Below are 20,529 nucleotides of genomic sequence, written 5' to 3' on the forward strand. Positions count from 1 at the left end.
CTGCAAGAGGACCAAGGGCTAATTGCCCCCGGTCCCCGCAGGCAGCCGCCAGGCCAGCACATGGTCGCCCAGGTCGGTGCCGATGGATCCATGTCCGCCTGCGACCAGCACCACCACCTGCCGTCCCTGGCTGTCCAGATAGGTCATGGGCGTCGCCTGCCCGCCCGCGGGCAACCTGCCGCGCCACAGTTCCTGTCCGGTCGTCAGGTCATAGGCGCGGATATAGTTGTCCACGGCGGCGGCCAGGAAGACCACGCCCGACCCGGTGACGACCGGCCCGCCGATGCCGGGCATCCCCAGGGGCAGCGGGATCGGCAGCGGGGTCATGTCCATGGTCGTGGCGTTGCGGTGCTTCCAGGCGATCTCGCCCGTGCGCAGGTCGGCGCCCGCGACGAACCCCCAGGGCGGCTGCTGGCAGGGGACGCCCAAGGGCGACAGGAACGGTCCCATCTCGATCGCATAGGGGGCGCCGGTATTGGAATTCAGCCCCTGTTCGCCGGAATTGGTCGCCCCTTCCGCCTGGTCCGCAGGCACCAGGCGCGAGGTGAAGGCCAGTTGCAGCGGCATTCCGAACATCACCTGGCGGCGCGGATCGACGGCGATGCCGCCCCAGTTGAAGACGCCGAAATTGCCGGGATAGACGATGGTGCCCTGCAACGAGGGCGGGGTATAGCGTCCCTCGTATCGCAACTGCCGGAACCGGATGCGGCACAGCATCTGGTCGATCAGCGTCGCGCCCCACATCTGCGATTCGGTCAGCGGTTCCGGCTCGAAGCTCAGCGCCGAAACGGGCTGGGTCGGCGCTGCGAAATCCTCGGGGACGGTGCCCTGGGGCGCGGGGCGTTCGGTGACGGGCAGGATCGGCTCGCCCGTCTCGCGGTTCAGCACATACACATCGCCCTGCTTGGTCGGCACGACCAGGGCGGGCACCCGGCCCTGCGGCATGTCCAGATCCAGCAACGTCGGCTGGGCGGGCGTGTCCATGTCCCACAGGTCGTGATGCACGAACTGCTGCACCCAGCGGGCCTGCCCGGTGGCCGCATCCAGCGCCACCACCGAACTGGCATAGGTTTCCTCGGCTTCGTTGCGGAACATGCCCAGCTGGTCGGGCGTGCGGTTGCCCATCGGCACATAGACCAGCCCAAGCGCCGGATCCGCCGACATGGGCGCCCAACTGTTGGGCGAGGACGGGGTATAGACTTGCGCCGGGTCGTTGACATCGAAGGGTTCGGTCGCGCCGGGATTGCCGGAATCCCAGTTCCACAACAGCCGCCCGTCGCGCACGTCATAGGCGCGGATCACGCCCGACGGGGCGTCGATATCGTAATTGTCGTTGACCGCGCCGCCGACCACCAGGGCATTGCCGACGATCACCGGGGGCGAGGTGGAGTAATAGAAGCCCGCCTGCCGGAACGGCATGTTGTGGATCAGGTTCAGCGATCCGTTGTCGGCGAAATCGGCGCAAAGCTCGCCCGTGGTCGGATCCAGGGCCAGCAGATGCGCGTCCGAGGTCGGCATGAACAGCCGCGTGTCGCATCGCATGTCGGGCGTCGCATCCGCGGTGACGGCGGCGGCGACGGCGGGGGTGGCGGGATGGTCGGTATCGGCGGGCAGGACCGCCGCCGCACCCGAGGGCGCCGCCGCGCCCCCATCGCCGGGCCAGTAGCTGACGCCCCGGCAGGTCTGGTGCTGGCGCTGGCTCAGCGGGCTGATATCGGCCTTGTAGACCCACCGCTCCGCGCCGGTATCGGCATCCAGCGCCACCAGCCAGTTATGCGGCGTGCACAGATACAGCGTGTTGCCGATCTTGATCGGCGTCGCCTGATAGGTCGTCTCGTCCGTGTCGCCGGGCTGCCTCAGGTCGCCGGTCCGATAGGTCCAGGCGGTTTCCAGCGCGGCGACGTTTTCGGCGGTGATCTGGTCCAACGGGGAATACCGCTGCCCGAAATCGGTGCGGCCATAGGCCAGCCAGTCCTCGGGCCCGCCGGGCGGTCCCATGTCGGGATCGGCATTGGCGATCTGGTCGGGCAGCGTGCCCTTGATTTCATGCGGGTCGGTGGCGAGGCTGCCCAGCAGACCCAGTCCGGCGATCACCGCCACTGCCAGCAGCGCAACCCGTCCAGACCGCTGTCGCGGAGCCCCGAAGGGCAGCAGCAACAGCAGGCCCAGGATCAGGAACATCCCCATGCGCGAGGCAAGCGCCCACCAGTCATAGCCCGCGTCGAACCAGGACCAGGCCGACAGCGCGATCAGGAAACCGGCATAGGCCCAGTGGGTCACCGGGCTGCGCACGAAGGCCAGCAGCGCCACCAGCAGCAGCGCCGCGCCCGCGACGGCGATGAACGGGCTGCCGCCAAGGATCGCAAGATAGATGCCGCCCGCCAGCAGGGCGGCGCCGATGATGCCAAAGACCAGGGTGAGGAAGATGCGCATGGTACCCCCTTTTCGAAGGTGACTCGGAACCCTGGACGATGGTTCCCAAGACGTTGTGGAAACCGGGATCGGCATAGCGGATATGCACCAGACGCGGGGCAGGTTTTCGAAGCCTGGCGGTGTGGGTGGCGGGCGGATCGCGTCGCGAAGGAGGGTCTTGGCCGGGGGCCTCGCGGAAAGGCCCCCGCCCGCCCTCTACCAGCAGACCGGAATCCGCAGGCGCAGCCGGAACCCCTGTCACACAGGGCGGCAGTTCCCCCCGTCGCGATACAGCAGCGATTGCCCGTTGTGAAAAAGGTGCAGCGCCGCCGGATCGGCGGTCAGGCGCACCATCCGGCCGGTAAGGCCGGGATGGATGCCGGGCAGCTTGGCGACGACCGGCACGCCCTCGCCCCCCGGGCCGAAATAAAGCAGCGTCACCTCGCCCAGGGCCTCGGTCAGGTCGACCGTGCCTGCGAAGATCGCGGGACCGTCGGTTTCGCGCATGTCCTCGGGGCGGAGGCCCAGGTTGACGCGCATCCCCTCGTCCCCCGCGCGGGTCGGGATCGCCACCTGCGCGGTGCCGCCGCCGTCAAGCTGCACGGTGGTCGTGGCGCCGATGCCGGTCACGCGGCCCGGCAGCAGGTTCATCGCCGGGCTGCCGATGAAGCGGGCCACGAGTTCGTTCATCGGGCGCGCATAGAGTTCCAGCGGCGCGCCGACCTGGGCGATGCCGCCGCCCGCCAGAACGACGATGCGGTCGGCAAGCGTCATCGCCTCGGTCTGGTCATGGGTGACATAGATCATCGTGCGGTCGGGCATCACGGCCTTCAGCTGCGCGATCTCGATCCGCGTGGCGACGCGCAGGGCGGCGTCCAGGTTCGATAGCGGCTCGTCGAACAGATAGACCTTGGGATCGCGCAGGATCGCCCGGCCGATGGCGACCCGCTGGCGCTGCCCGCCCGACAGCGCCTTGGGCAGCCGGTCCAGATAGGGGGTCAGTTGCAGCATCCGGCCCGCGCGGTCGGTGGCCTCGCGCACCTCGGCGCGCGACTTGCCCGCGATCCTCAGCGCGAAGGCCATGTTGTCGCGCACCGTCATGTGCGGATAAAGGGCATAGGACTGGAACACCATGGCGATGCCACGCTGGCTGGGCGGGATGTCGTTCACCCGCTGCCCGTCGATGTCCAGCGTCCCGGCGCCGATCCGTTCCAGCCCGGCGATCATCCGCAGCAGGGTCGATTTCCCGCAACCCGACGGCCCAACGAACACGATGAATTCGCCCGACCTGATCTCCAGGTCGATGTCGCGCAACACCTGCACGTCGCCATAGGACTTGGCGATCCCGGTCAGCTTCAGATCGACCATGAGCTTCCCCTGTCACCCCTCGATGATCTGGACCTGCCACGGGTTCAGGCCGCCCGCCTCGGTGTCCGACAGGTTGGCGCGGATATGCAGCGTCTGATGGTGGTCGGCGCGCTTGAAGGTCAGGACCGGGCCGTCGGCATGCATGTCCGTCATGGATCCGCCACGCAGCGCCGAATGCTTGCGGCGCAGCCCGATGGCCCAGCGGTAATGGTGCAGCATGGATTGCGCGTCGGCTTCCTGCCCCACCACGGTGCGTTGCAGATGGGTATGAGGCACCGGCAGCCAGGGCTTGGCCGTCGAAAAGCCGCCATTGACGCCCATGTCCCAGACCATCGGCGTCCGGCAACCGTCGCGGCCCTTGAATTCCGGCCAGAATTCCTTGCCATAGGGATCCTGCAAATCCTCGAAGGCGATGTCAGCCTCGGGCAGGCCCAGTTCCTCGCCCTGATACAGGCAGACCGATCCCTTCAGGCACAGCAGCACCGTCGCATAGGCCTTGGCGGCCTGGTCCGACAGGTTCCAGCGGCTGATATGGCGCACGACATCGTGGTTCGACATCGCCCAGCACGGCCAGGAATTCGGCGCGACGGAATGCAGGGCCTCGAACACCTCGGAGATGCGGGTGGCGGCCAGATCCTGGCCCGACAGGAAGTCGAACACATAGGACATCTGCATCCGGCCCGCGACGCCGGTATATTCCTCCAGCAGTTCCAGCGCGCGTTCGCTGTCGCCGATCTCGCCGATCACGGCGGCGCCGTAACTGCGCAGCAGCGTCGCCATCCGCTCAAGGAAGGCGATGTTTTCGGGCTGCGACTTGTCATGGCGGTGGCTCTGGTGGTTATAGGGATTGACCGCCGGGGCCGTGTCGGACTTGCGCAATTCCTTCGCCAGGGGCGGGTTGTCGCGCAGTTGCGCGTCGTGGAAATAGAAGTTGACGGTATCCAGCCGGAAGCCGTCCACGCCCTTGTCCAGCCAGAATTTCGCCATGTCCAGCAATTCGTCCTGCACTTCCGCGTTGTGGAAGTTCAGGTCGGGCTGCGAGGCCAGGAAATTGTGCAGGTAATACTGTTCGCGCCGCGCGTCCCATTGCCAGGCCGGACCGCCGAAGATCGACAGCCAGTTGGTGGGCGGCGTCCCGTCGGGCTTGGGATCGGCCCAGACATACCAGTCGGCCTTGTCGTTGTCGCGGCTGGCGCGGCTTTCGATGAACCACGGGTGCTGGTCCGAGGTATGCGACATCACCAGGTCGATCATCACCTTCAGGCCCAACTCATGGGCGCGTTCGATCAGGACGTCGAAATCCTCCATCCCGCCGAACAGCGGGTCGATGCCGCGATAGTCGCAGACATCATAGCCGAAATCCTTCATGGGCGACGTGAAGAAGGGCGAGATCCAGACCGCATCCACCCCAAGCGAGGCGACATAAGGCAGGCGCTGCGTGATCCCCGCCAGATCGCCGATGCCGTCGCCGGTCGTGTCCTGAAAACTGCGCGGATAGATCTGATAGATCACGCCGCCCTTCCACCAATCCACGGTCTTTTCCGTCAAGTCATCCACCTTTCACCGATCCGGCCAGCAATCCGCGAACCAGATATTTCTGCATCGCAAAGAACACGACCAGCGGCACCGCGATCGAGACGAAGGCCGAGGCGGCAAGGATTTCCCACTCCCCGCCCTTCGATCCCATCAATTCGCGCAGGACGCCGGTCATGACCAGTTGCTCCCTGGTATTGCCCAGGAAAACGGTCGCGACCAGCAGGTCGTTCCAGACCCACAGGAACTGGAAGATCGCAAAGCCCGCCAGTGCCGGAAAAGACAGCGGCAGGACGATCTTGCGGAAAATCTGGAACTCTGTCGCGCCGTCGACACGGGCGGATTCGATCACCTCGCGCGGCAGGCCGACCATGGAGTTGCGCAGAAGATAGATCGCCAGCGGCAGGCCGAAGCCGGTATGCGCGAGCCAGATCCCCAGATAGCCCTTGCCGATCCCCAGCTCGTTGTGCAGCCGCAACAGCGGGATCAGCGCCACCTGCAAGGGCACCACCAGCAGCCCCACCACGGCGGCGGTCAGGATGGCGCGGCCCGGAAACTCCATCCAGGCCAGGGCATAGGCGGCGAAGGCGGCGATCAGGATCGGGATCACGGTGGCGGGGATGGTCACGGTCAGCGTGTTCATGAAGGCCCGGCCCAGGCCTTCGGCGGTCAGGACACGGCTGTAGGTCTCGGCCATCAGGCGGGCGGGGGCGCGGGTGGTGACGAAGATCCGCTCGCCCCGGCGCATCTCGAACGGGGTGGGCGAGGTCATGCGATAGCTGCCGTCGCCGGCCACGGTGATCTGCCAGCCGTCGCCGATCTTGGCCGTGTCGCCCGGCTGGAAGGCCCCCGGTTCGCGGGCGCGGGTGCCCCAGGCGATCAGGGTCTGGCCTTCGGTCAGCACGTTGCCCTCGATCACATATTGCCCGTCCCGCTGGACCGCGTCCTCGGCCGTGCCGCTGCGCAGGAAGCCGGTGGCCTCCTGCGCGGAAAACGACCGCCACCAGCCCGAGGTCAGGATCTGGTCGCGATCCCGGAAGGACGACACCAGCAGGCCCAGCGTCGGGATGGTCCACAACAGCACCAGCAGGAAGGCCGCGATGTTGACCGCCCAGACGAGGCTTGATTTCTGTCCGGCCATGCCCTTCATCACCGCGCCTCGCGCCGGGCGTGGACGATGTTCCAGATCATGATCGGCGTGACCAGCAGCATCAGGATGATGGCGATGGCCGATCCGCGCCCGTAATCAGGGGTGCCGCGGAACATCCAGTCATACATCAGGTTCGCCAGCACCTGCGTGCCCCATTGCCCGTTGGTCATCACGAAGACGATGTCGAAGACCTTCAGCACCACGATGGTGATGGTGGTCCAGACCACCGCGATGGTGCCCATGATCTGCGGCACCTTGATCCTGAAGAACACCTGCCAAGGGGACGCGCCGTCCAGGATCGCGGCCTCGATGGTTTCTTCCGGGATGCCGCGCAGGGCGGCGGACAGGATCACCATGGCGAACCCGGTCTGGATCCAGACCAGCACGATCATCAGGAACAGGTTGTTCCAGGGGATCAGCGTCAGCCACAGTTGCGGCCCCCCGCCGAGCGCCTGGACGATGGCGTTCAGCAACCCGATCTGGTTCTCGCCCGGCGCGCGGTATTCATAGATGAATTTCCAGATCACCCCGGCGCCGACGAAGCTGATCGCCATCGGCATGAAGATCAGCGACTTGCCGATATGGCCCCATTTCAGCCGGTCGGTCAGTTGCGCCGCTATCAGCCCGAACAGCGTGGACAGCGCCGGCACGACCAGCAGCCACAGCAGGTTGTTGCGCATGGATTCGCGGAATTTTCCGTCACCCATCAGCCAGGCATAGTTGGACCCGCCCACGAATTCGGTGCCCCGCGCATTGTGGAGCGACCGCCACAGGCTGTCGAAGATCGGATAGACCAGATAGACGCCCAGGAACAGGATCGCCGGACCCAGAAACAGCCAGGGCCGGATCTGGCCCGCCTTGCGGATATTATCCCCGGCATTCGGCCCGCGCGGGGGATAGATGCGGTCCAGGATCAGGTTCGATCCCCAGAACCAGGCCACGCAGCCGAAGACGCCGATGGCGATGGTGCCGACGGCCAGCCAGAGCAGTTCCATTCCGATGCCCCCGATGCGACTGGGCGCGGCGGTGGGTCCGCCGCGCCGGGCCTCAGTTCAGCGTGGCCCAGGTCTGCTGGATCCGGTCCGCGACCTCTTGCGCGGAAGCGCCGCCGACGAAATTCACCATGCCCGTCCAGAAGGCGCCCGCGCCGACCGCGCCCGGCATCAGATCCGACCCGTCGAAGCGGAACACCGTCGCATCCAGCAGGATCTGGCCCAGCCGCCGTTGGGTTTCATCCGCATAGGCGTCCATGTTGACGCCGGTATGGGGCGTGGTGAAGCCCGATTGCGCCATCCACAATTCATGCGCGGCGGGGGTCTTCAGGAACTCGATGAAGGCCAGGGCCACGGGGTTGTCGGAAAACACCCCGAACAGCGTGCCGCCACCCAGCACCGGCTGGCCCAGCCTGCCATCGGCGGGGGCCGGGAAATAGAAGAAATCCGCATCCTCGCCCACCACGATGCCTTCGGGGAAGAAGGACGGGATGAAGCTGGCCTGCCGGTGCATGTAGCAGGCGGGCGGGCTTTCGAACAAACCGGCGGGGCTGTCGCGGAAATCGCTGGACGCGACCGAGGCCGGGCCGCCCGCCACGAAATGGGGATTCCTGGCGAACCAGCCGAATTCCTCGATGGCGGCGACGACCTTGGGATCGTTGAAGGGCAGCGCGTTGGTGGTCCAGGCGTCGTAATCCTGGGGCGTGGTCAGGCGCAGCATCAGATCCTCGACCCAGTCGGTCGCGGGCCAGCCGGTCGCCCCGCCCGACGCCAGACCGATGCACCAGGGGGTTTCGCCATCCGCCGCGATCTGTTCGGTCAGCGCCTTCAGATCCTCATAGGTCGTGGGGATGTCGTATCCGGCATCCTCGAAGTTTTCCGGGACATACCAGACCAGCGACTTCACATCGGCCTTGTAGGGGAAGGCGAAGAAATGATCGGCTCCGTCCCGGCCGGCATAGGTGCCAAGCGCGGCCCAGCTGTCGCCCGCCGCGTAATTGTCGCGCACCCATTGCGCGGTCTCCTCGCCCAGATCGCGCAGATATCCCTTGGAGGCCAGATCCGCCGCCAGCCCCGGCTGCGGCAGCACCGCGATGTCGGGGGGCGAGCCTGCCTCGCTGTCGATGACGATCTGCTGTTCGAAACTGGTCGACCCCGAATAGTTCACCGTGGCACCCGTCGCGTCCTCGAAATAGGCGGCGATCGAGGTGAAAAGCTCCTGGTCCGGTCCCAGCCAGGGCGCCAGGATCGTGACACTCTGGCCTTGCAGGTCGGGATGGGCGGCCCCGAAATCCTCAAGGCTCTGCCAGTTGATCCGGTCGTCGCTGCCCTTTTCGATCACCAGCTGCGCCTGCGCGCCACCGGCCGTCAGCGCGGCAATCGTCACGGCAATCATCGCGGTCGCATGAAACGATGTCCTCATGTCCCCCCCCTTCCAGTCTTCGCAGCTTATGCGCGAAAATTTGGCCCGATGGTCTCTTGATAAGACCCATTCTGTCAAACGCTTATTCCCATTCCAGTTCTTTGAAGGCCGCCGTCGCATCGCGCGCGGCAGATTCGGGAAACGCCGCCCAGTCCGAGGCGAAGGGCTGCAAGGCGGCGACGATGGCGGGGACCGCCTGCGACAGGGGCAGACCGGCCGCGACGGCCTCTCTTATGCGGGCGGCCAAGGCGGTCAGGAACTCCTGCTGCGCGCCCACCGCCTGCGTCCAGTCCGCCGCGACCGGCCCGTGGCCCGGCACGACAGGACCGCCGGTCCGGGCCGCCGCCATCCAGTCCAGCCATCCGGGCAGCGATCCGTCCAGGATGGGGTCAGCCCGCGAAACACCAGATCGGCCGCGAACAGCGTGCCGGTGGCGCTGTCGCGCACGGTCAGGTCGGTGTCGCTGTGCGCGGGGCCTGTGGCGGTCAATGTCAGGATGCGCCCGCCCAGGTCGATGTCCATGCTGTCCGCGACCGCGATGTCGGGCAGCACCACCCGCGTGCCGATCATCGGCCCCGGCCCGTAAAGAGCGGTCAGGTTGTCCAGATAGACCGGGCTGCGCGCCGCCAGCGCGTCCCCCAGCCGGGCATGGCCGACGATGACGGTGCCCGCCTCGTGGAAGAGCTCGGCCCCGAAGGCATGGTCGGGATGCATATGGGTGACGATCAGGTGGCTGATCGGCTTGTCGCTGATCCGCCGGATCGCCGCGAACAACGCCTGCCCCTGCTGGCGGGACGTGCCCGCGTCGATCACCGCGATGCTGTCCTGCCCGATGACGAAGCCCAGATCGGCGATCCAGCCGTCCGGGCTGTCCTCGAACTGGGCGATCTGGCCGATATGGACGTGGATGCCATCCGCCACCGCCTGAACCGGCAGGGCGGGCAGGTCGGCCAGGGGTGCGCAGGACAAGCCGCCCTGGACCAGCGAGGGACGGTCCCCCAGCCACCCTTCGGCGATTCGCGGCGCCTGGGCCTCGCATTCCGCCAGGGACGCAAAGGCGGCGCGACCAGCGTCATCGGGGCGCAAGTCGGCGGATTCGCGGCAAGGCAGGCGGATAAGATGGCATGAAACATTGCCGGATCTTCCCAAAGAAGCGGTTGCGCTTTCCAAGTTTTCGTGACCTCCGACCTTGGTCGTGTTGAATCGCGTTGTCTCTGGGCTAACATCACAGACAGTCGCCAATTGGGCGGCCGTGGATTTGGAGGAAATGCATGGCTTGGTCGAAACCCATCCTGAAAGAAATCGCCTGCGGCATGGAAATCAACATGTACGCCCCGGCCGAGGACGAACCCGTCCTGTTCTGAGGCTTTCGCTTCAGGCGTCATGACCGGCCCCGTCCGACGCTATCGGGCGGGGTCTTTTCGTCAGGGGGATCATGCGGATCATCGTGCTGGGCGCGGCGGCGGGCGGCGGCCTGCCGCAATGGAACTGCGGCTGCGGCAACTGCAACGCCGCCCGGGTCGGCCGTATTCCGGCGATGACGCAAAGCTCGGTCGCGGTCAGCGCGGATGGCCGGGACTGGGCGATCCTGAACGCCTCGCCCGATATCCGCGCGCAACTGGCGGCGACGCCCGCGCTGCACCCGACCGGGCTGCGCGATGTGCCGCTGCGGTCGGTGCTGGTGACGAACGGCGATATCGACCATGTGGCGGGGCTGCTGACGCTGCGCGAAGGCCAGCCTTTCGCGCTTTATGCGACAGCCGCGATCCATGCGGCGCTTGCCGAGAACCCGATGCTGGGCGCGTTGCGCGAGGATCTGGTGCCGCGCCGGACCGTGGCCTTGGACCAGACGATCGACCTGGCGCCGGGGCTGACCGCCACGCTGTTCGCGGTGCCGGGCAAGGTGCCGCTGTATCAGGAAAGCGCGGTGGTCGAAACCGGGCTGGTGGGGGAAACCACCGTGGGCGTGGAACTGGCGGCCAAGGGGCGCCGCGCGCTGTATATCCCCGGCTGCGCCGACCTGCCGGGCTGGCTGCTGGACCGCATCGCGGGCGCCGATCTGCTGATGTTCGACGGCACCCTGTGGGAGGATGACGAGATGATCCGCATGGGACTTGGGCAAAAGACCGGCCTGCGCATGGGTCACATGCCGGTGACGGACGCGATGGCCGCGCTGCGGGACGTGCCGGTCGGCAGGCGGGTCTTCGTCCACATGAACAATTCGAACCCGCTGACCGATCCCGGCAGCACGCAGGCCGCCGAAGCCCAGGCCGCTGGCTGGCAGATCGGCCGCGACGGAATGGAGATCACGCTGTGAAGGACATGCAGGATCAGGCGCAATCGCGCGACGATTTCGAGGCCCGGCTGCGCGCCATCGGCGCCGAACGCTATCACGACCGCCACCCGTTCCACGAACGGCTGCATGGCGGGCATTGCACCCCGGACGAGGTTCGCGCCTGGATCATCAACCGCTGGATGTATCAGTCGCGCATCCCGATGAAGGACGCGGCCTTCATGTCCCGCGTCGAGGATCCCGACCTGCGCCGCGCCTGGCGCAAGCGGATCGAGGATCACGACGGGGGCCCCACCGAAGGCGGCGGCATCCGCCGCTGGCTGGCCCTGGCGCAGGCCGTAGGGCTGGACCCGGATTACGTCGCCAGCGGCGTTGGCGTCATGCCTGCCACGCGCTTCGCGGTCGACGCCTATGTCCGTTTCGTCCGCGACATGCCGCTGCTGGACGCGGTGGCCGCCAGCCTGACGGAACTGTTCGCGCCCAAGATCCACGCCCAGCGGATCGAGGGGCTGCTGGCCCATTACGATTTCGCCGACGACGCCAGCCTGTCCTATTTCAGGAAGCGCCTGACCAAGGCGCCCGAGGACGTGAAATTCGGCCTCGATTACGTGCTGACCCATGCCGACACGCTGGAAAAACAGGACGCGGCGGCGGCGGCGCTGATCTTCAAGACCGACGTGCTGTGGGCGCAGCTCGACGCGCTGTGGCACGGCTATGTCGAGGGCAATATCCCGCCGGGCGCCTGGCGGCCGGGAGAGGGGATGGCCCCATGAACGCCCAGCCAGCCCCCCTAAGGCCAGCCGCCCTGATCGAACCCGACGACATTGCCTATCTGCCGCGCGGCGTGCGGCTGGCCTGTGACCGGGTGCGCGGCATCCGCGTCTTGCAGGCCCCCGAACGGGCGATGCAGCTGGACGCCATCGGCGACGCGATCCTGTCGGAACTGGACGGCGCGCGGACCATGGCCGGGATCGTCCGCGACCTGGCGGCCCGCTACAGCGCGCCCGAGGATCAGATCGCGGGTGACGTGCGCGATTTCCTGACCGGGCTGATCGAACGCCGGATGGTCTTTGTAAGGGACAGGCCATGAAGGACCACCGCGACCAGCCCCGCGACCTGGACGGCAATCCCGTCACCCCCGGCCTGCCCATGGCGATGCTGGCCGAAATCACCCATCGCTGTCCGCTGGCCTGCCCCTATTGCTCCAACCCCGTGGACCTGACCCGCGCCGCGCAGGAACTGACCGCCGACGACTGGGGCCGGGTGTTCCGCCAGGCCGCCGACCTGGGGGTGTTGCAGGTCCATGTCTCGGGCGGGGAACCCGGCGCGCGGCGCGATCTGGCGCGGATCGTCGCCCATGCGCGCGATGCGGGTCTGTATGTGAACCTGATCACCTCGGGCATCGGCATCACCCGCGACCGGCTGGAGGAGCTGGACCGCGCGGGCGTCGATCATGTGCAGTTGTCGTTGCAGGGCATCCGGCCCGACATGGCCGACCGGATCAGCGGCCATCCCGGTTCCTGGGACAAGAAGATGGGTTTCGCCGGTTGGGTGCAGCAGATCGGCTTTCCGCTGACCATCAACGCCGTGGTGCATCGCCAGAACCTGGAACGCCTGCCCGAGATGATCGATCTGGCCGAACGGCTGGGCGCGCGCCGGATCGAGGTCGCGACGGTGCAGTTCCACGGCTGGGCCGATCTGAACCGCCGCGCGCTGATGCCGACGCGCGAACAGGCCGCCTTCGCGCGTCAGGTGGTGAACGAGGCGCGCATCCGCCTGCGCGGGCGGATGGTCATCGACTATGTCCCCGCCGACCACCACGCCGTCTATCCCAAGGCCTGCATGGGCGGCTGGGGATCGACCGGGCTGAACGTCGCGCCGGATGGCACGGTGCTGCCCTGCCACGCCGCGCAGTCGATCAAATGGATGCGCTTCGAGAACGTCCGCGACCGGGATCTGGACCAGATCTGGCACAACTCGGACAGCTTCAACGCCTTTCGCAGCACCGGCTGGATGCCCGAACCCTGCCGAAGCTGCGCCCGCAAGACCGTCGATTTCGGCGGCTGCCGCTGTCAGGCGATGGCGCTTGCGGGGGATGCGCGGGCGACCGATCCGGTCTGTTCGCTGTCCCCCCTTCACGCTGAAGTCGTGGCCCGCGCCGAAGCCGATGCGGGCGCGGACACCGCCGATCTGATCTATCGCCGCATGAGGAAGGGAGAGTAAGCGATGAAGGCCCATATCCTTGCCGCGCTGCTTCTGGCCGGACCGGCGGCGGCGCAGGACAATCCGCTGAAGAATTCGCCGGCCTGGGACGACCTGCGCGATTCCGTGCTGAGCCTTGCCGCCGATGTGCCGCAGGACGCGGCCGTGCTGGATCTGGACGCCCCCGTCCGCGCGCATGAGGCCGCGATCGTCCCGATCCGCCTGACCCAGCCCGCGGATGCGCCGCCGGTCCAGGCGGTGACGCTGGTGATCGACGAAAACCCCGCCCCTTGGGCGGCTGCTCGGCCCCGGCGGGCAAGGACATGGCCGAGGTCGAGGCGACCATGGGCCGGATGCGGTGGAAAAGCGCCGCCCAGGACGGGCGGACCATCGGCACGCTGATGATCCGGCATCCGAACTTCTCGGGCCTGCAACGCGACCAGGCGACGCTGCTGAACATCCCGGCCCATTTCATCGACCGGCTGAAGGTCCGGCAGGGCGAGGATCCGGTCTTCCGCTTCGCCTATGCCCCGAACGGCCAGCCGGTCCGCGTCCATGCCGAGGATACGGACGGCAACACCTGGGACCAGAGCTTCGATGCCGTCAACGGATAACGACACCCTCAGGACCAAACGCGCCACCACCGTCACCGACGCGCAGGGCTGGATCGCCGGCCAACCCGCCTGACCCGACCCGGCCCGACCGCGACCTTGGTCGCATCAGCGGGGTTGCTTTGGCGCGCCGCTGCCCTACAATCGTGAAGGAATGTTGCGGACGGGAGACCGCGACATCATCCGAGGAGGACTCACGATGACAGCCGCAGCCATGCAGGCCCGTTCGCCGCTGACGCCACGGCAAAACGCCGATCAGGTCCGCGAAATCCTGATCGTGGACGATCACCCGCTGATGTGCGACGCTCTGGCGCTGACCCTGAAGATCAGCTTCGGCCTGAAGAACGTGCGGACCGCCCGCAGCCTGGGCGCGGCCCTGGACGGGATCAAGGTGCAGGGCGCGCCGGACGCGGTGATCCTGGATCTGAACCTGCCCGACGCGCGCGGGGCGGAAGGCATCGTCACCCTGCGCCGGCAGTTGCCCGACGTGCCGATCACGATGATTTCCGCCGACATGGACGGCGCCATGATCTCGGCCGCGATGGCGGCGGGGGCGCAGGGCTATATTAGCAAGTCTCTCGGCCGCGAGGCCCTGGTCGACAGCCTGCGCCGCATGTGGGAGGGCGAGCATGTCACCCCCGAAGGCTATGCCCCCGACCAGACGGGCGCCGAGGACGAGGCCAAGGCGGAACTCGCCCGCCGCTTCGCCACCCTGACCCCGCAGCAGATGAAGATCCTGCGGCTGATCTGCCAGGGCAAGGCGAACAAGGAAATCAGCTATGACCTGTCCATCGCCGAGGCGACGGTCAAGACCCACATCACCGCCATCATGTCCAAGATCAACGCGCGCCGCCGCACCCAGGCGGTGCTGCTTGCCAATACGGTCCGCCTGTTCGAGGCGGGCTGATGAATACCGGCCCGGCTGCGAAGGAGGGCGCCACCGGGCCGGTGGCCGTGCAGGCCGACCGCGGACAGGCCGATCACGGCCGGATCCTGCTGGACGGCCTGCGCGGAGCCAACCCGGCCCTGGTCCTGGTCTTCGGCGCCCATGGTCCCGAACTGGCCGCGCTTGACGCGGCGCTGCGGGCGGGCCTGCCCGAAGGCTGCGTGATCGCGGGCTGTTCGTCGGCGGGCGAAATCGGGCCGTCGGGCTATGCCTCGGGCAGCGTGATCGCCATCGGCTTTCCGGCGGCGCATTTCCGCGCCTCGGCCCTGGTGCTGCCGGATCTGGATGCGCTGCCGGTGTCGGACTGGATGGCGGCGCTGCGCCGGTTGCAGGCGGGCTTCGGTCCCGATCCGCAGCGGTCGCTGTTCGGGCTGCTGCTGGTCGACGGGCTGGCGGGCCAGGAAGACGCGCTTGTGGCGACCATCGACGCGGCGCTGCCCTCGGTCCCGACGCTGGGCGGGTCGGCGGGCGACGGGCTGCTGTTCCGCCAGACCTGGCTGCTGGCCCAGGGCGAGGTCGTGACCAATGCCGCCGTCTTCCTGCTGGTGGAAACCGATCTGGCCGTCAGCGAGGTGACCTTCGCCCATTTCAGCCCCACCGACCGGCGCGTGGTCGTGACCGCCGCGATCCCCGAAAAGCGCCGCATCCTGGAACTGAACGCCGAACCCGCGGCCGAGGAATATGCCCGCCTGACCGGCATCGCCCGCGACGCCCTGACGCCCACCGAATTCGCGCGCCATCCGCTGTTGCTGCGGATGGGCCGGCACCACCATGTCCGCGCCATCAGCGCCCAGACCGCCGATGGCGGGCTGTCGCTGATGTCGGCCATCGACACCGGCACCGTCCTGACCCTTGGCCGGGCCGAGGACATGACGCAAGGCTTCGCCGAGGCGCTTGCCGCCCTGCCTCGCCCGCCGCTGATGGTGCTGGGCTTCGACTGCATCCTGCGAAGGCTGGCCCTGGAACGCGAAGGCTTGCGCGACCAGATGTCGGACCTGCTGGCCCGATACCGCGTCGCGGGCTTCAACACCTATGGCGAACAGCACAGCGGGATGCATGTGAACCAGACCTTCGTGGGCCTGGCCTTCATGCCCAATGCCGACGAGGCGGCCCCCGATGCTGCGTGAGGACGACGGCCCGGAACGGCGGGTCGAAAAGCTGGCCCGCATCAACCAGGTGCTGATCGACCGCATCGACCGGCTGGAGGAATCGCGCGGTTCCGCCTGGTCGATGTTCCAGGCCGCCGTCGCCCTGGAACAAGAGGTGATGGCCCGGACCCGCGACCTGGAACGGGCGCTTGCCGACCTGTCGCAGAGAAACCGCGAACTGGCCGTGGCCCGCGCCTCGGCCGAAGAGGCGAACCGGTCCAAGACCCGCTTCCTGCGCGCCGCCAGCCACGACCTGCTGCAACCCCTGTCGGCGGCGCGGCTGTTTCTGTCGATGCTGGCCGACACGCCGATGACCGAACAGCAGACCGAACTGACCGACCGGCTGTCGGGGGCCTTCGAATCGGTGGAACAGCTGATGCACGCGGTCCTCGACATCTCTCGGCTGGACAGCCAGCGGATCGAATTCCACCGCCAGCCGGTGCCGCTGGGCGATCTGTTCCGCAAGCTGGCCATCGAATACGCCCCCCCGGCCGAGGCGAAGGGCCTGCGCCTGTCCTTCGTGCCGACCGATGCGGTGGTCGAAAGCGACCCGGTCTTCCTGCGCCGGATCGCGCAGAACCTGGTGTCGAACGCGATCAAATATACCAACCGGGGCGGCGTGGTGGTGGGCGCGCGCAAGCGCGGGCCGCTGGCCTGGCTGTGCGTCTATGACACGGGGATGGGCATCCCGGCCGTGGACCGGAACCGGATCTTCGATGAATTCCAGCGGCTTGGCAACGACGCCCGGACCCCCGGCATGGGCCTGGGCCTGTCCATCGTGCGCCGCGCCTGCGCCAAGCTGGACCACCCGATCCGCCTGGATTCCGAGGCGATGCGCGGCACGGTCTTTCGCGTGGGCCTGCCCTTGGTGCAGCGCCAGGACCGCAGCGGCCCGAACCGCCCCGCCCGCGCCACCCTGCCCCTGCGCGGCCGGGTCGCCCTGGTGGTGGAAAACGACCAGGGGATGCGGCGCGGATACGAGATGATCCTGCGCGACCGGCTGGGCATGGTGGCCCGCATCGCCGGCGGCACGGCCGAGGCCCTGGCCACCATGGGCGACGATCCGCCCGACGTGATCCTGGCCGATTACAACCTGGAAAACGGCGATACCGGCGTCCAGGCCATCGCCGCCCTGCGCCGGTCGGCGGGCCAGGCGATCCCCGCCGTGATGATCACCGCCCATCGCGACCCCCAGATCGCCCGCAACTGCGCCGCCATGCGGGTGCATCTGATGGAAAAGCCCGTGCGCCCCTCGGAACTGGCCGAGATGCTGGGCGGCATCCTGGCATGATCTGCGACCAAAGGCCGATGGCGCGCGCGGCGGGGCTTGCCCTTCGCGGCAGGGGGCGCAAACTGCCCCGGCATATGGGAGGGATAGCATGAAACGAGCCATTGCCGTGGCCCTGTGGCTGGGGCTGTCGGTCCTGTCGCCGGGCATGGCCGCCGCGGGCGAGGCGGGCGACGCCGTCTTTGCCGAACGCGGCCCCTGGTCCATCGAGGGCCGCGACCTGCACTGGTCCCTGCATGTCCAGGGGCCGCAGGCCCAGGGCTTTCTGCCGGTCCGGGACGGCAGCCTGACGCTGACCCAGGTGATCGACCCGTCCGACGCCCAGCCGGTGCTGCAACTGGTGCAGAAGACCGATTCGCGGACCCGGCGGATCGGGCCGTTCCCGATCTCGGCCGGGGATCCGGTGCTGACCTTCTTTCTGGAACAGGTCACGCGCGACATGGCCAACCTGACCGGCGGCAGCCCGTTCTATATCCGCAACCGCATCAAGGAGGCGCTGTTCCAGGGCGGCCGGATCGCCGCGCACGAGGGCGGGTCGGTCGCCAGCTTCCAGCCCTTCGCCGACGATCCGAACGCGAACCGGATGAAGGGATTCGAGACGCTGACCCTGACCTTCGTGCTGGACGATCCGGTCCAGCCGATCCGCGAATTGCGCGCCGAGACGGCCGGGGCGCAGCCCGGCTATGTGCAACGCATGGCGCTGCAATGATCGCCCGGCTGGCCTTTCTGGCCCTGGCGATGGGCACGGCGCCCGCCTGGGCGCAGGCGGTCAACGACTATCCGACCAATGCGCGGGCGGAATATGTCTTCGCCTGCATGGCGACGAACGGCCAGACCCGCGACATGCTGGACCGCTGTTCCTGCGCCATCGACCAGATCGCCGAGGTGCTGCCCTATGACGATTACGTCAGCGCCGAAACGGTGCTGCGGATGCAGCAGACGACCGGCGAACGATCCGGCATGTTCCGGGGGATGCCGCAGATGACCGAGATCATCGCCCATCTGAAACGCGCCGAGGCCGAGGCCGAGATTTTGTGTTTCTGAGCGGCAAGGCGCAAGCCGCGGGGCAGGGGGCCCCATATCCAATGCCCGCAATCCGGCTGGATCCCGCCAAAACGCATCGCGGAGTTTGAGCGTCGGTGTTTCCGGACCGCATCTGACGCGGTTCTCTTCCGCTCAGGCAGAAATCATGGGACCGACCGCGGGTCTTCCGACCTAAAGCACCCCGACGCGGCGGATGGCGGCGCGTGCCAGGGCGTCCAGCATATATCCCAGGATACCGATCATCAGCACCACCGCCATCAGTTGGTCATAGGCCAGCCTGTCGCGGGTATCGAGGATGAAATAGCCAAGCCCCGCCTGCACGCCCAGCATCTCGCAGGGGACCAGGACGATCCAGGTGATGCCGATGGCAAGCCGCAAGCCGGTCAGCACCTGGGGCAGCACGCCCGGCAGGATGACGCGGCTGAGGGTTTCCCAGCGGGTGGCGGCAAGGCTTTTCGACAGCAGCAGCCATTGCGGATCCAGCTGCCGCACGCCCGCGGCGGTGTTCAGCAGGATCGGCCAGATCGCCGCGAAAGCCAGCAGGAAGTAGATCGGCGCGTCGCCCACGCCGAAGACCATCACCGCGATCGGCATCCAGGACAGCGGAGAGATCATCCGCAGGAACTGGAAGGCGGGCGTGGTCGCGGCCTCTGCCAGGCGCGAGGCGCCGACCAGCAGGCCCAGGGGCACGCCGGTCGCCAGGGCCGCGGCCAGCCCGACAAGCACGCGCCGCAGGCTCTGGCCGATATGCAGCCACAGATCGGGGGCCGCCAGAAGCCCGGCCAGGGCGGGAAAGGTGCGCGTCGGCGAAAAGCGCCGCGCGAAGCTGGTGTCCCCGGCGATCACGTCGGTGGCGATCCACCAGGCCAGAAGCAGCAGCCCGATCCCCGCGAGCCCCAGCACCGCGCCCTGCGCCCTGGTCCTCACGCCTGGACGACCTCGGACCGGGTCCAGCCCTCGGGCAGGCCGAAGGCCGGCAGCCCGCCGACCCGTTCAAGGGCCTTGCGCACGAAGCTGTCATCGACCAGATCCGTCGCGGCGAAGGCCGGGTCGAGGTCGTCGAGAAAGCCGCGTTCGCCCGCCACCTCGGTATCCTTCAGCATCCGCACCAGTTCCTCGGTATAGGAGGGGAAGGGATAAGGCTGGAAATCGATGCGCTTGTCCTTCCAGTCGGGATGCCGGATCGCGCCCGAGGCGACATAGCCCTGGGTATCGGCATCCGAGGGCGTCAGCACGCGGGCCAGGATCTCGGGGCTGTGAGGGGTGTATTTCTGCGGGTTGGCAGACGAAAGAAGCTGCGCGGTCTCGGCGCGGTTGTCGCGCGTCCACAGCTGCGCCTTGACCATCGCGTCGACGACCTTCTGCGACCATTCCGGCCGCTGGACCAGATCCTGTTCCTGCATGAAGACCAGGCAGCAGGCGTGATCCTTCCAGACGTCGCCGGTAAAGCGCAGAACCTTGCCGATGCCGTTGATCTCGGCCGCGGCGTTGAAGGGTTCGGCCACGATATATCCGGCGATCTGGCCCGCCGCCAGCGCAGGCACCATGTCGGCGGGCGACATCAGCGACAGCGCGACCTCGTCAGCGGCAGGCGTGCCGGTGGTGACGATCTTCAATCCGTTCTCGCGCAGAAGGCGTTGCAGCACGACATTGTGGATCGAATACCAATAGGGGATCGCCACGGTCTTGCCGCCCAGATCCGCGATCGCGTCGATGTCGTTCGCCGCCGTCAGCGCCGAACCCGAGGTGTGGTTCCAGGCCACCACCTTGGCCGGGATCTGGCTGCCATAGCGCGCCCAGACGGTGATCGGCGACAGCAGGTGGACGACGTTCACCTGGCCCGCCAGGAAGGCCTCGACGATCTGGGACCAGCCGCGGAACATCACCGGCTTTTCGACGGCCAGACCCTCGGCCTCGAAGAAGCCCTTGCCATGGGCCACCAGCAGGGGCGTGGCATCGGTGATCGGCAGATAGCCGATCCTGACCGGCTCGTCGGGATCCTGGGCGCGGGCGGCGCGCGCGTTCAGGAAGGGCAGCGCCCCCGAAGCGGTCAGCAGCGCCGACAGGCGCATGATGTCGCGGCGGGAAAACAGACTATCCTCGGTGGGCATGACGGGTT

22 protein-coding genes are annotated in these 20,529 nt (G+C 67.6%); 12 read left to right on the top strand and 10 right to left on the bottom strand.

Features of this window, described 5'->3' with window-relative positions; genetic code table 11:
* Window positions 1–18: 18 nt before the first annotated feature.
* The 8 genes from PXD02_RS16540 to PXD02_RS16575 form a co-directional block, all read right to left on the bottom strand.
* A complete protein-coding gene (locus PXD02_RS16540) occupies window positions 19–2,433 on the bottom strand; it encodes a membrane-bound PQQ-dependent dehydrogenase, glucose/quinate/shikimate family (RefSeq protein WP_275104905.1) in 2,415 nt (804 codons plus the stop codon).
* A gap of 237 nt (window positions 2,434–2,670) precedes the next feature.
* Complete coding sequence (locus PXD02_RS16545; RefSeq protein ID WP_275104906.1) at window positions 2,671–3,780, bottom strand: ABC transporter ATP-binding protein; 1,110 nt, start codon at window positions 3,778–3,780, stop codon at window positions 2,671–2,673.
* Between the two features lie 12 nt (window positions 3,781–3,792).
* Window positions 3,793–5,337: an alpha-amylase family glycosyl hydrolase gene (locus PXD02_RS16550; protein ID WP_473092037.1), complete on the bottom strand. Its 1,545-nt coding sequence runs from the start codon at window positions 5,335–5,337 to the stop codon at window positions 3,793–3,795.
* Window positions 5,330–6,463, bottom strand: coding sequence for a carbohydrate ABC transporter permease (locus PXD02_RS16555; RefSeq protein ID WP_275104908.1), 1,134 nt, complete (start codon window positions 6,461–6,463; stop codon window positions 5,330–5,332). The genes PXD02_RS16550 and PXD02_RS16555 overlap by 8 nt, the downstream gene beginning before the upstream one ends.
* Window positions 6,463–7,458 carry a carbohydrate ABC transporter permease gene (locus PXD02_RS16560; protein ID WP_275104909.1) on the bottom strand — a complete coding sequence of 332 codons (996 nt, stop codon included), beginning with the start codon at window positions 7,456–7,458 and terminating at the stop codon, window positions 6,463–6,465. Before PXD02_RS16560 ends, PXD02_RS16555 begins: the two co-directional genes overlap by 1 nt.
* A gap of 52 nt (window positions 7,459–7,510) precedes the next feature.
* Window positions 7,511–8,878 carry an ABC transporter substrate-binding protein gene (locus tag PXD02_RS16565; RefSeq protein WP_275104910.1) on the bottom strand — a complete coding sequence of 456 codons (1,368 nt, stop codon included), beginning with the start codon at window positions 8,876–8,878 and terminating at the stop codon, window positions 7,511–7,513.
* Window positions 8,879–8,960: 82 nt separating this feature from the next.
* A complete protein-coding gene (locus PXD02_RS16570; protein WP_275104911.1) occupies window positions 8,961–9,155 on the bottom strand; it encodes a hypothetical protein in 195 nt (64 codons plus the stop codon).
* On the bottom strand, window positions 9,131–9,964 hold the full coding sequence (locus PXD02_RS16575) for an MBL fold metallo-hydrolase (RefSeq protein ID WP_275104912.1): 834 nt from the start codon (window positions 9,962–9,964) through the stop codon (window positions 9,131–9,133). The genes PXD02_RS16570 and PXD02_RS16575 overlap by 25 nt, the downstream gene beginning before the upstream one ends.
* A gap of 185 nt (window positions 9,965–10,149) precedes the next feature.
* Here PXD02_RS16575 and pqqA point away from each other — a divergent pair, with 185 nt between their 5' ends.
* From pqqA to PXD02_RS16630, 12 genes are all read left to right on the top strand, one after another.
* On the top strand, window positions 10,150–10,242 hold the full coding sequence (pqqA, locus tag PXD02_RS16580; protein ID WP_275104913.1) for a pyrroloquinoline quinone precursor peptide PqqA: 93 nt from the start codon (window positions 10,150–10,152) through the stop codon (window positions 10,240–10,242).
* Window positions 10,243–10,313: 71 nt separating this feature from the next.
* Window positions 10,314–11,195, top strand: coding sequence for a pyrroloquinoline quinone biosynthesis protein PqqB (gene pqqB, locus PXD02_RS16585; RefSeq protein ID WP_275104914.1), 882 nt, complete (start codon window positions 10,314–10,316; stop codon window positions 11,193–11,195).
* A 5-nt stretch (window positions 11,196–11,200) separates the two neighbouring features.
* Window positions 11,201–11,944 (top strand): pyrroloquinoline-quinone synthase PqqC, encoded by a 744-nt coding sequence (gene pqqC / locus PXD02_RS16590; protein WP_275106461.1) that lies wholly within the window; start codon window positions 11,201–11,203, stop codon window positions 11,942–11,944.
* On the top strand, window positions 11,941–12,261 hold the full coding sequence (gene pqqD, locus PXD02_RS16595; RefSeq protein ID WP_275104915.1) for a pyrroloquinoline quinone biosynthesis peptide chaperone PqqD: 321 nt from the start codon (window positions 11,941–11,943) through the stop codon (window positions 12,259–12,261). Before pqqC ends, pqqD begins: the two co-directional genes overlap by 4 nt.
* The gene (gene pqqE, locus PXD02_RS16600; protein WP_275104916.1) at window positions 12,258–13,394 is read left to right on the top strand and encodes a pyrroloquinoline quinone biosynthesis protein PqqE; all 1,137 of its coding nucleotides are present in this window, start codon (window positions 12,258–12,260) and stop codon (window positions 13,392–13,394) included. Before pqqD ends, pqqE begins: the two co-directional genes overlap by 4 nt.
* Before the next feature lie 3 nt (window positions 13,395–13,397).
* The gene (locus tag PXD02_RS16805) at window positions 13,398–13,775 is read left to right on the top strand and encodes a thiosulfate oxidation carrier protein SoxY (protein WP_342759285.1); all 378 of its coding nucleotides are present in this window, start codon (window positions 13,398–13,400) and stop codon (window positions 13,773–13,775) included.
* Window positions 13,727–13,987, top strand: coding sequence for a thiosulfate oxidation carrier complex protein SoxZ (locus PXD02_RS16810; RefSeq protein WP_342759287.1), 261 nt, complete (start codon window positions 13,727–13,729; stop codon window positions 13,985–13,987). The genes PXD02_RS16805 and PXD02_RS16810 overlap by 49 nt, the downstream gene beginning before the upstream one ends.
* A 196-nt stretch (window positions 13,988–14,183) precedes the next feature.
* A complete protein-coding gene (locus PXD02_RS16610; RefSeq protein ID WP_275104917.1) occupies window positions 14,184–14,891 on the top strand; it encodes a response regulator transcription factor in 708 nt (235 codons plus the stop codon).
* Window positions 14,891–16,057 (top strand): FIST N-terminal domain-containing protein, encoded by a 1,167-nt coding sequence (locus tag PXD02_RS16615; RefSeq protein WP_275104918.1) that lies wholly within the window; start codon window positions 14,891–14,893, stop codon window positions 16,055–16,057. The genes PXD02_RS16610 and PXD02_RS16615 overlap by 1 nt, the downstream gene beginning before the upstream one ends.
* On the top strand, window positions 16,047–17,369 hold the full coding sequence (locus PXD02_RS16620; protein ID WP_275104919.1) for an ATP-binding response regulator: 1,323 nt from the start codon (window positions 16,047–16,049) through the stop codon (window positions 17,367–17,369). The genes PXD02_RS16615 and PXD02_RS16620 overlap by 11 nt, the downstream gene beginning before the upstream one ends.
* 88 nt (window positions 17,370–17,457) lie before the next feature.
* On the top strand, window positions 17,458–18,075 hold the full coding sequence (locus PXD02_RS16625; protein ID WP_275104920.1) for a hypothetical protein: 618 nt from the start codon (window positions 17,458–17,460) through the stop codon (window positions 18,073–18,075).
* Window positions 18,072–18,410 carry a hypothetical protein gene (locus PXD02_RS16630; RefSeq protein ID WP_275104921.1) on the top strand — a complete coding sequence of 113 codons (339 nt, stop codon included), beginning with the start codon at window positions 18,072–18,074 and terminating at the stop codon, window positions 18,408–18,410. The genes PXD02_RS16625 and PXD02_RS16630 overlap by 4 nt, the downstream gene beginning before the upstream one ends.
* A 171-nt stretch (window positions 18,411–18,581) precedes the next feature.
* On the opposite strand, the gene PXD02_RS16635 is transcribed toward PXD02_RS16630, so the two are convergent.
* Both PXD02_RS16635 and PXD02_RS16640 read right to left on the bottom strand, forming a co-directional pair.
* Window positions 18,582–19,337, bottom strand: a complete 756-nt coding sequence (locus PXD02_RS16635) for an ABC transporter permease (RefSeq protein ID WP_275104922.1) — start codon at window positions 19,335–19,337, stop codon at window positions 18,582–18,584.
* Window positions 19,334–20,521 (bottom strand): ABC transporter substrate-binding protein, encoded by a 1,188-nt coding sequence (locus PXD02_RS16640; RefSeq protein WP_275104923.1) that lies wholly within the window; start codon window positions 20,519–20,521, stop codon window positions 19,334–19,336. Before PXD02_RS16640 ends, PXD02_RS16635 begins: the two co-directional genes overlap by 4 nt.
* Between the last annotated feature and the right edge of the window lie 8 nt (window positions 20,522–20,529).

The sequence above is a fragment of the Paracoccus sp. S3-43 genome, from assembly GCF_029027965.1.
Classification (GTDB): domain Bacteria; phylum Pseudomonadota; class Alphaproteobacteria; order Rhodobacterales; family Rhodobacteraceae; genus Paracoccus.

Excerpts from the sequence above, each read along its gene's own strand:
- pqqB (WP_275104914.1), top strand. The coding sequence starts at position 10,314 with ATGCGGATCATCGTGCTGGGCGCGGCGGCGGGCGGCGGCCTGCCGCAA.
- PXD02_RS16640 (WP_275104923.1), bottom strand. The coding sequence starts at position 20,521 with ATGCCCACCGAGGATAGTCTGTTTTCCCGCCGCGACATCATGCGCCTG.
- pqqE (WP_275104916.1), top strand. The coding sequence starts at position 12,258 with ATGAAGGACCACCGCGACCAGCCCCGCGACCTGGACGGCAATCCCGTC.
- PXD02_RS16555 (WP_275104908.1), bottom strand. The coding sequence starts at position 6,463 with ATGAAGGGCATGGCCGGACAGAAATCAAGCCTCGTCTGGGCGGTCAAC.
- PXD02_RS16625 (WP_275104920.1), top strand. The coding sequence starts at position 17,458 with ATGAAACGAGCCATTGCCGTGGCCCTGTGGCTGGGGCTGTCGGTCCTG.
- PXD02_RS16540 (WP_275104905.1), bottom strand. The coding sequence starts at position 2,433 with ATGCGCATCTTCCTCACCCTGGTCTTTGGCATCATCGGCGCCGCCCTG.
- PXD02_RS16560 (WP_275104909.1), bottom strand. The coding sequence starts at position 7,458 with ATGGAACTGCTCTGGCTGGCCGTCGGCACCATCGCCATCGGCGTCTTC.
- pqqA (WP_275104913.1), top strand. The coding sequence starts at position 10,150 with ATGGCTTGGTCGAAACCCATCCTGAAAGAAATCGCCTGCGGCATGGAA.
- PXD02_RS16630 (WP_275104921.1), top strand. The coding sequence starts at position 18,072 with ATGATCGCCCGGCTGGCCTTTCTGGCCCTGGCGATGGGCACGGCGCCC.
- PXD02_RS16615 (WP_275104918.1), top strand. The coding sequence starts at position 14,891 with ATGAATACCGGCCCGGCTGCGAAGGAGGGCGCCACCGGGCCGGTGGCC.
- pqqC (WP_275106461.1), top strand. The coding sequence starts at position 11,201 with ATGCAGGATCAGGCGCAATCGCGCGACGATTTCGAGGCCCGGCTGCGC.
- PXD02_RS16810 (WP_342759287.1), top strand. The coding sequence starts at position 13,727 with ATGCGGTGGAAAAGCGCCGCCCAGGACGGGCGGACCATCGGCACGCTG.
- PXD02_RS16620 (WP_275104919.1), top strand. The coding sequence starts at position 16,047 with ATGCTGCGTGAGGACGACGGCCCGGAACGGCGGGTCGAAAAGCTGGCC.
- PXD02_RS16545 (WP_275104906.1), bottom strand. The coding sequence starts at position 3,780 with ATGGTCGATCTGAAGCTGACCGGGATCGCCAAGTCCTATGGCGACGTG.
- PXD02_RS16805 (WP_342759285.1), top strand. The coding sequence starts at position 13,398 with ATGAAGGCCCATATCCTTGCCGCGCTGCTTCTGGCCGGACCGGCGGCG.
- PXD02_RS16610 (WP_275104917.1), top strand. The coding sequence starts at position 14,184 with ATGACAGCCGCAGCCATGCAGGCCCGTTCGCCGCTGACGCCACGGCAA.
- PXD02_RS16565 (WP_275104910.1), bottom strand. The coding sequence starts at position 8,878 with ATGAGGACATCGTTTCATGCGACCGCGATGATTGCCGTGACGATTGCC.
- pqqD (WP_275104915.1), top strand. The coding sequence starts at position 11,941 with ATGAACGCCCAGCCAGCCCCCCTAAGGCCAGCCGCCCTGATCGAACCC.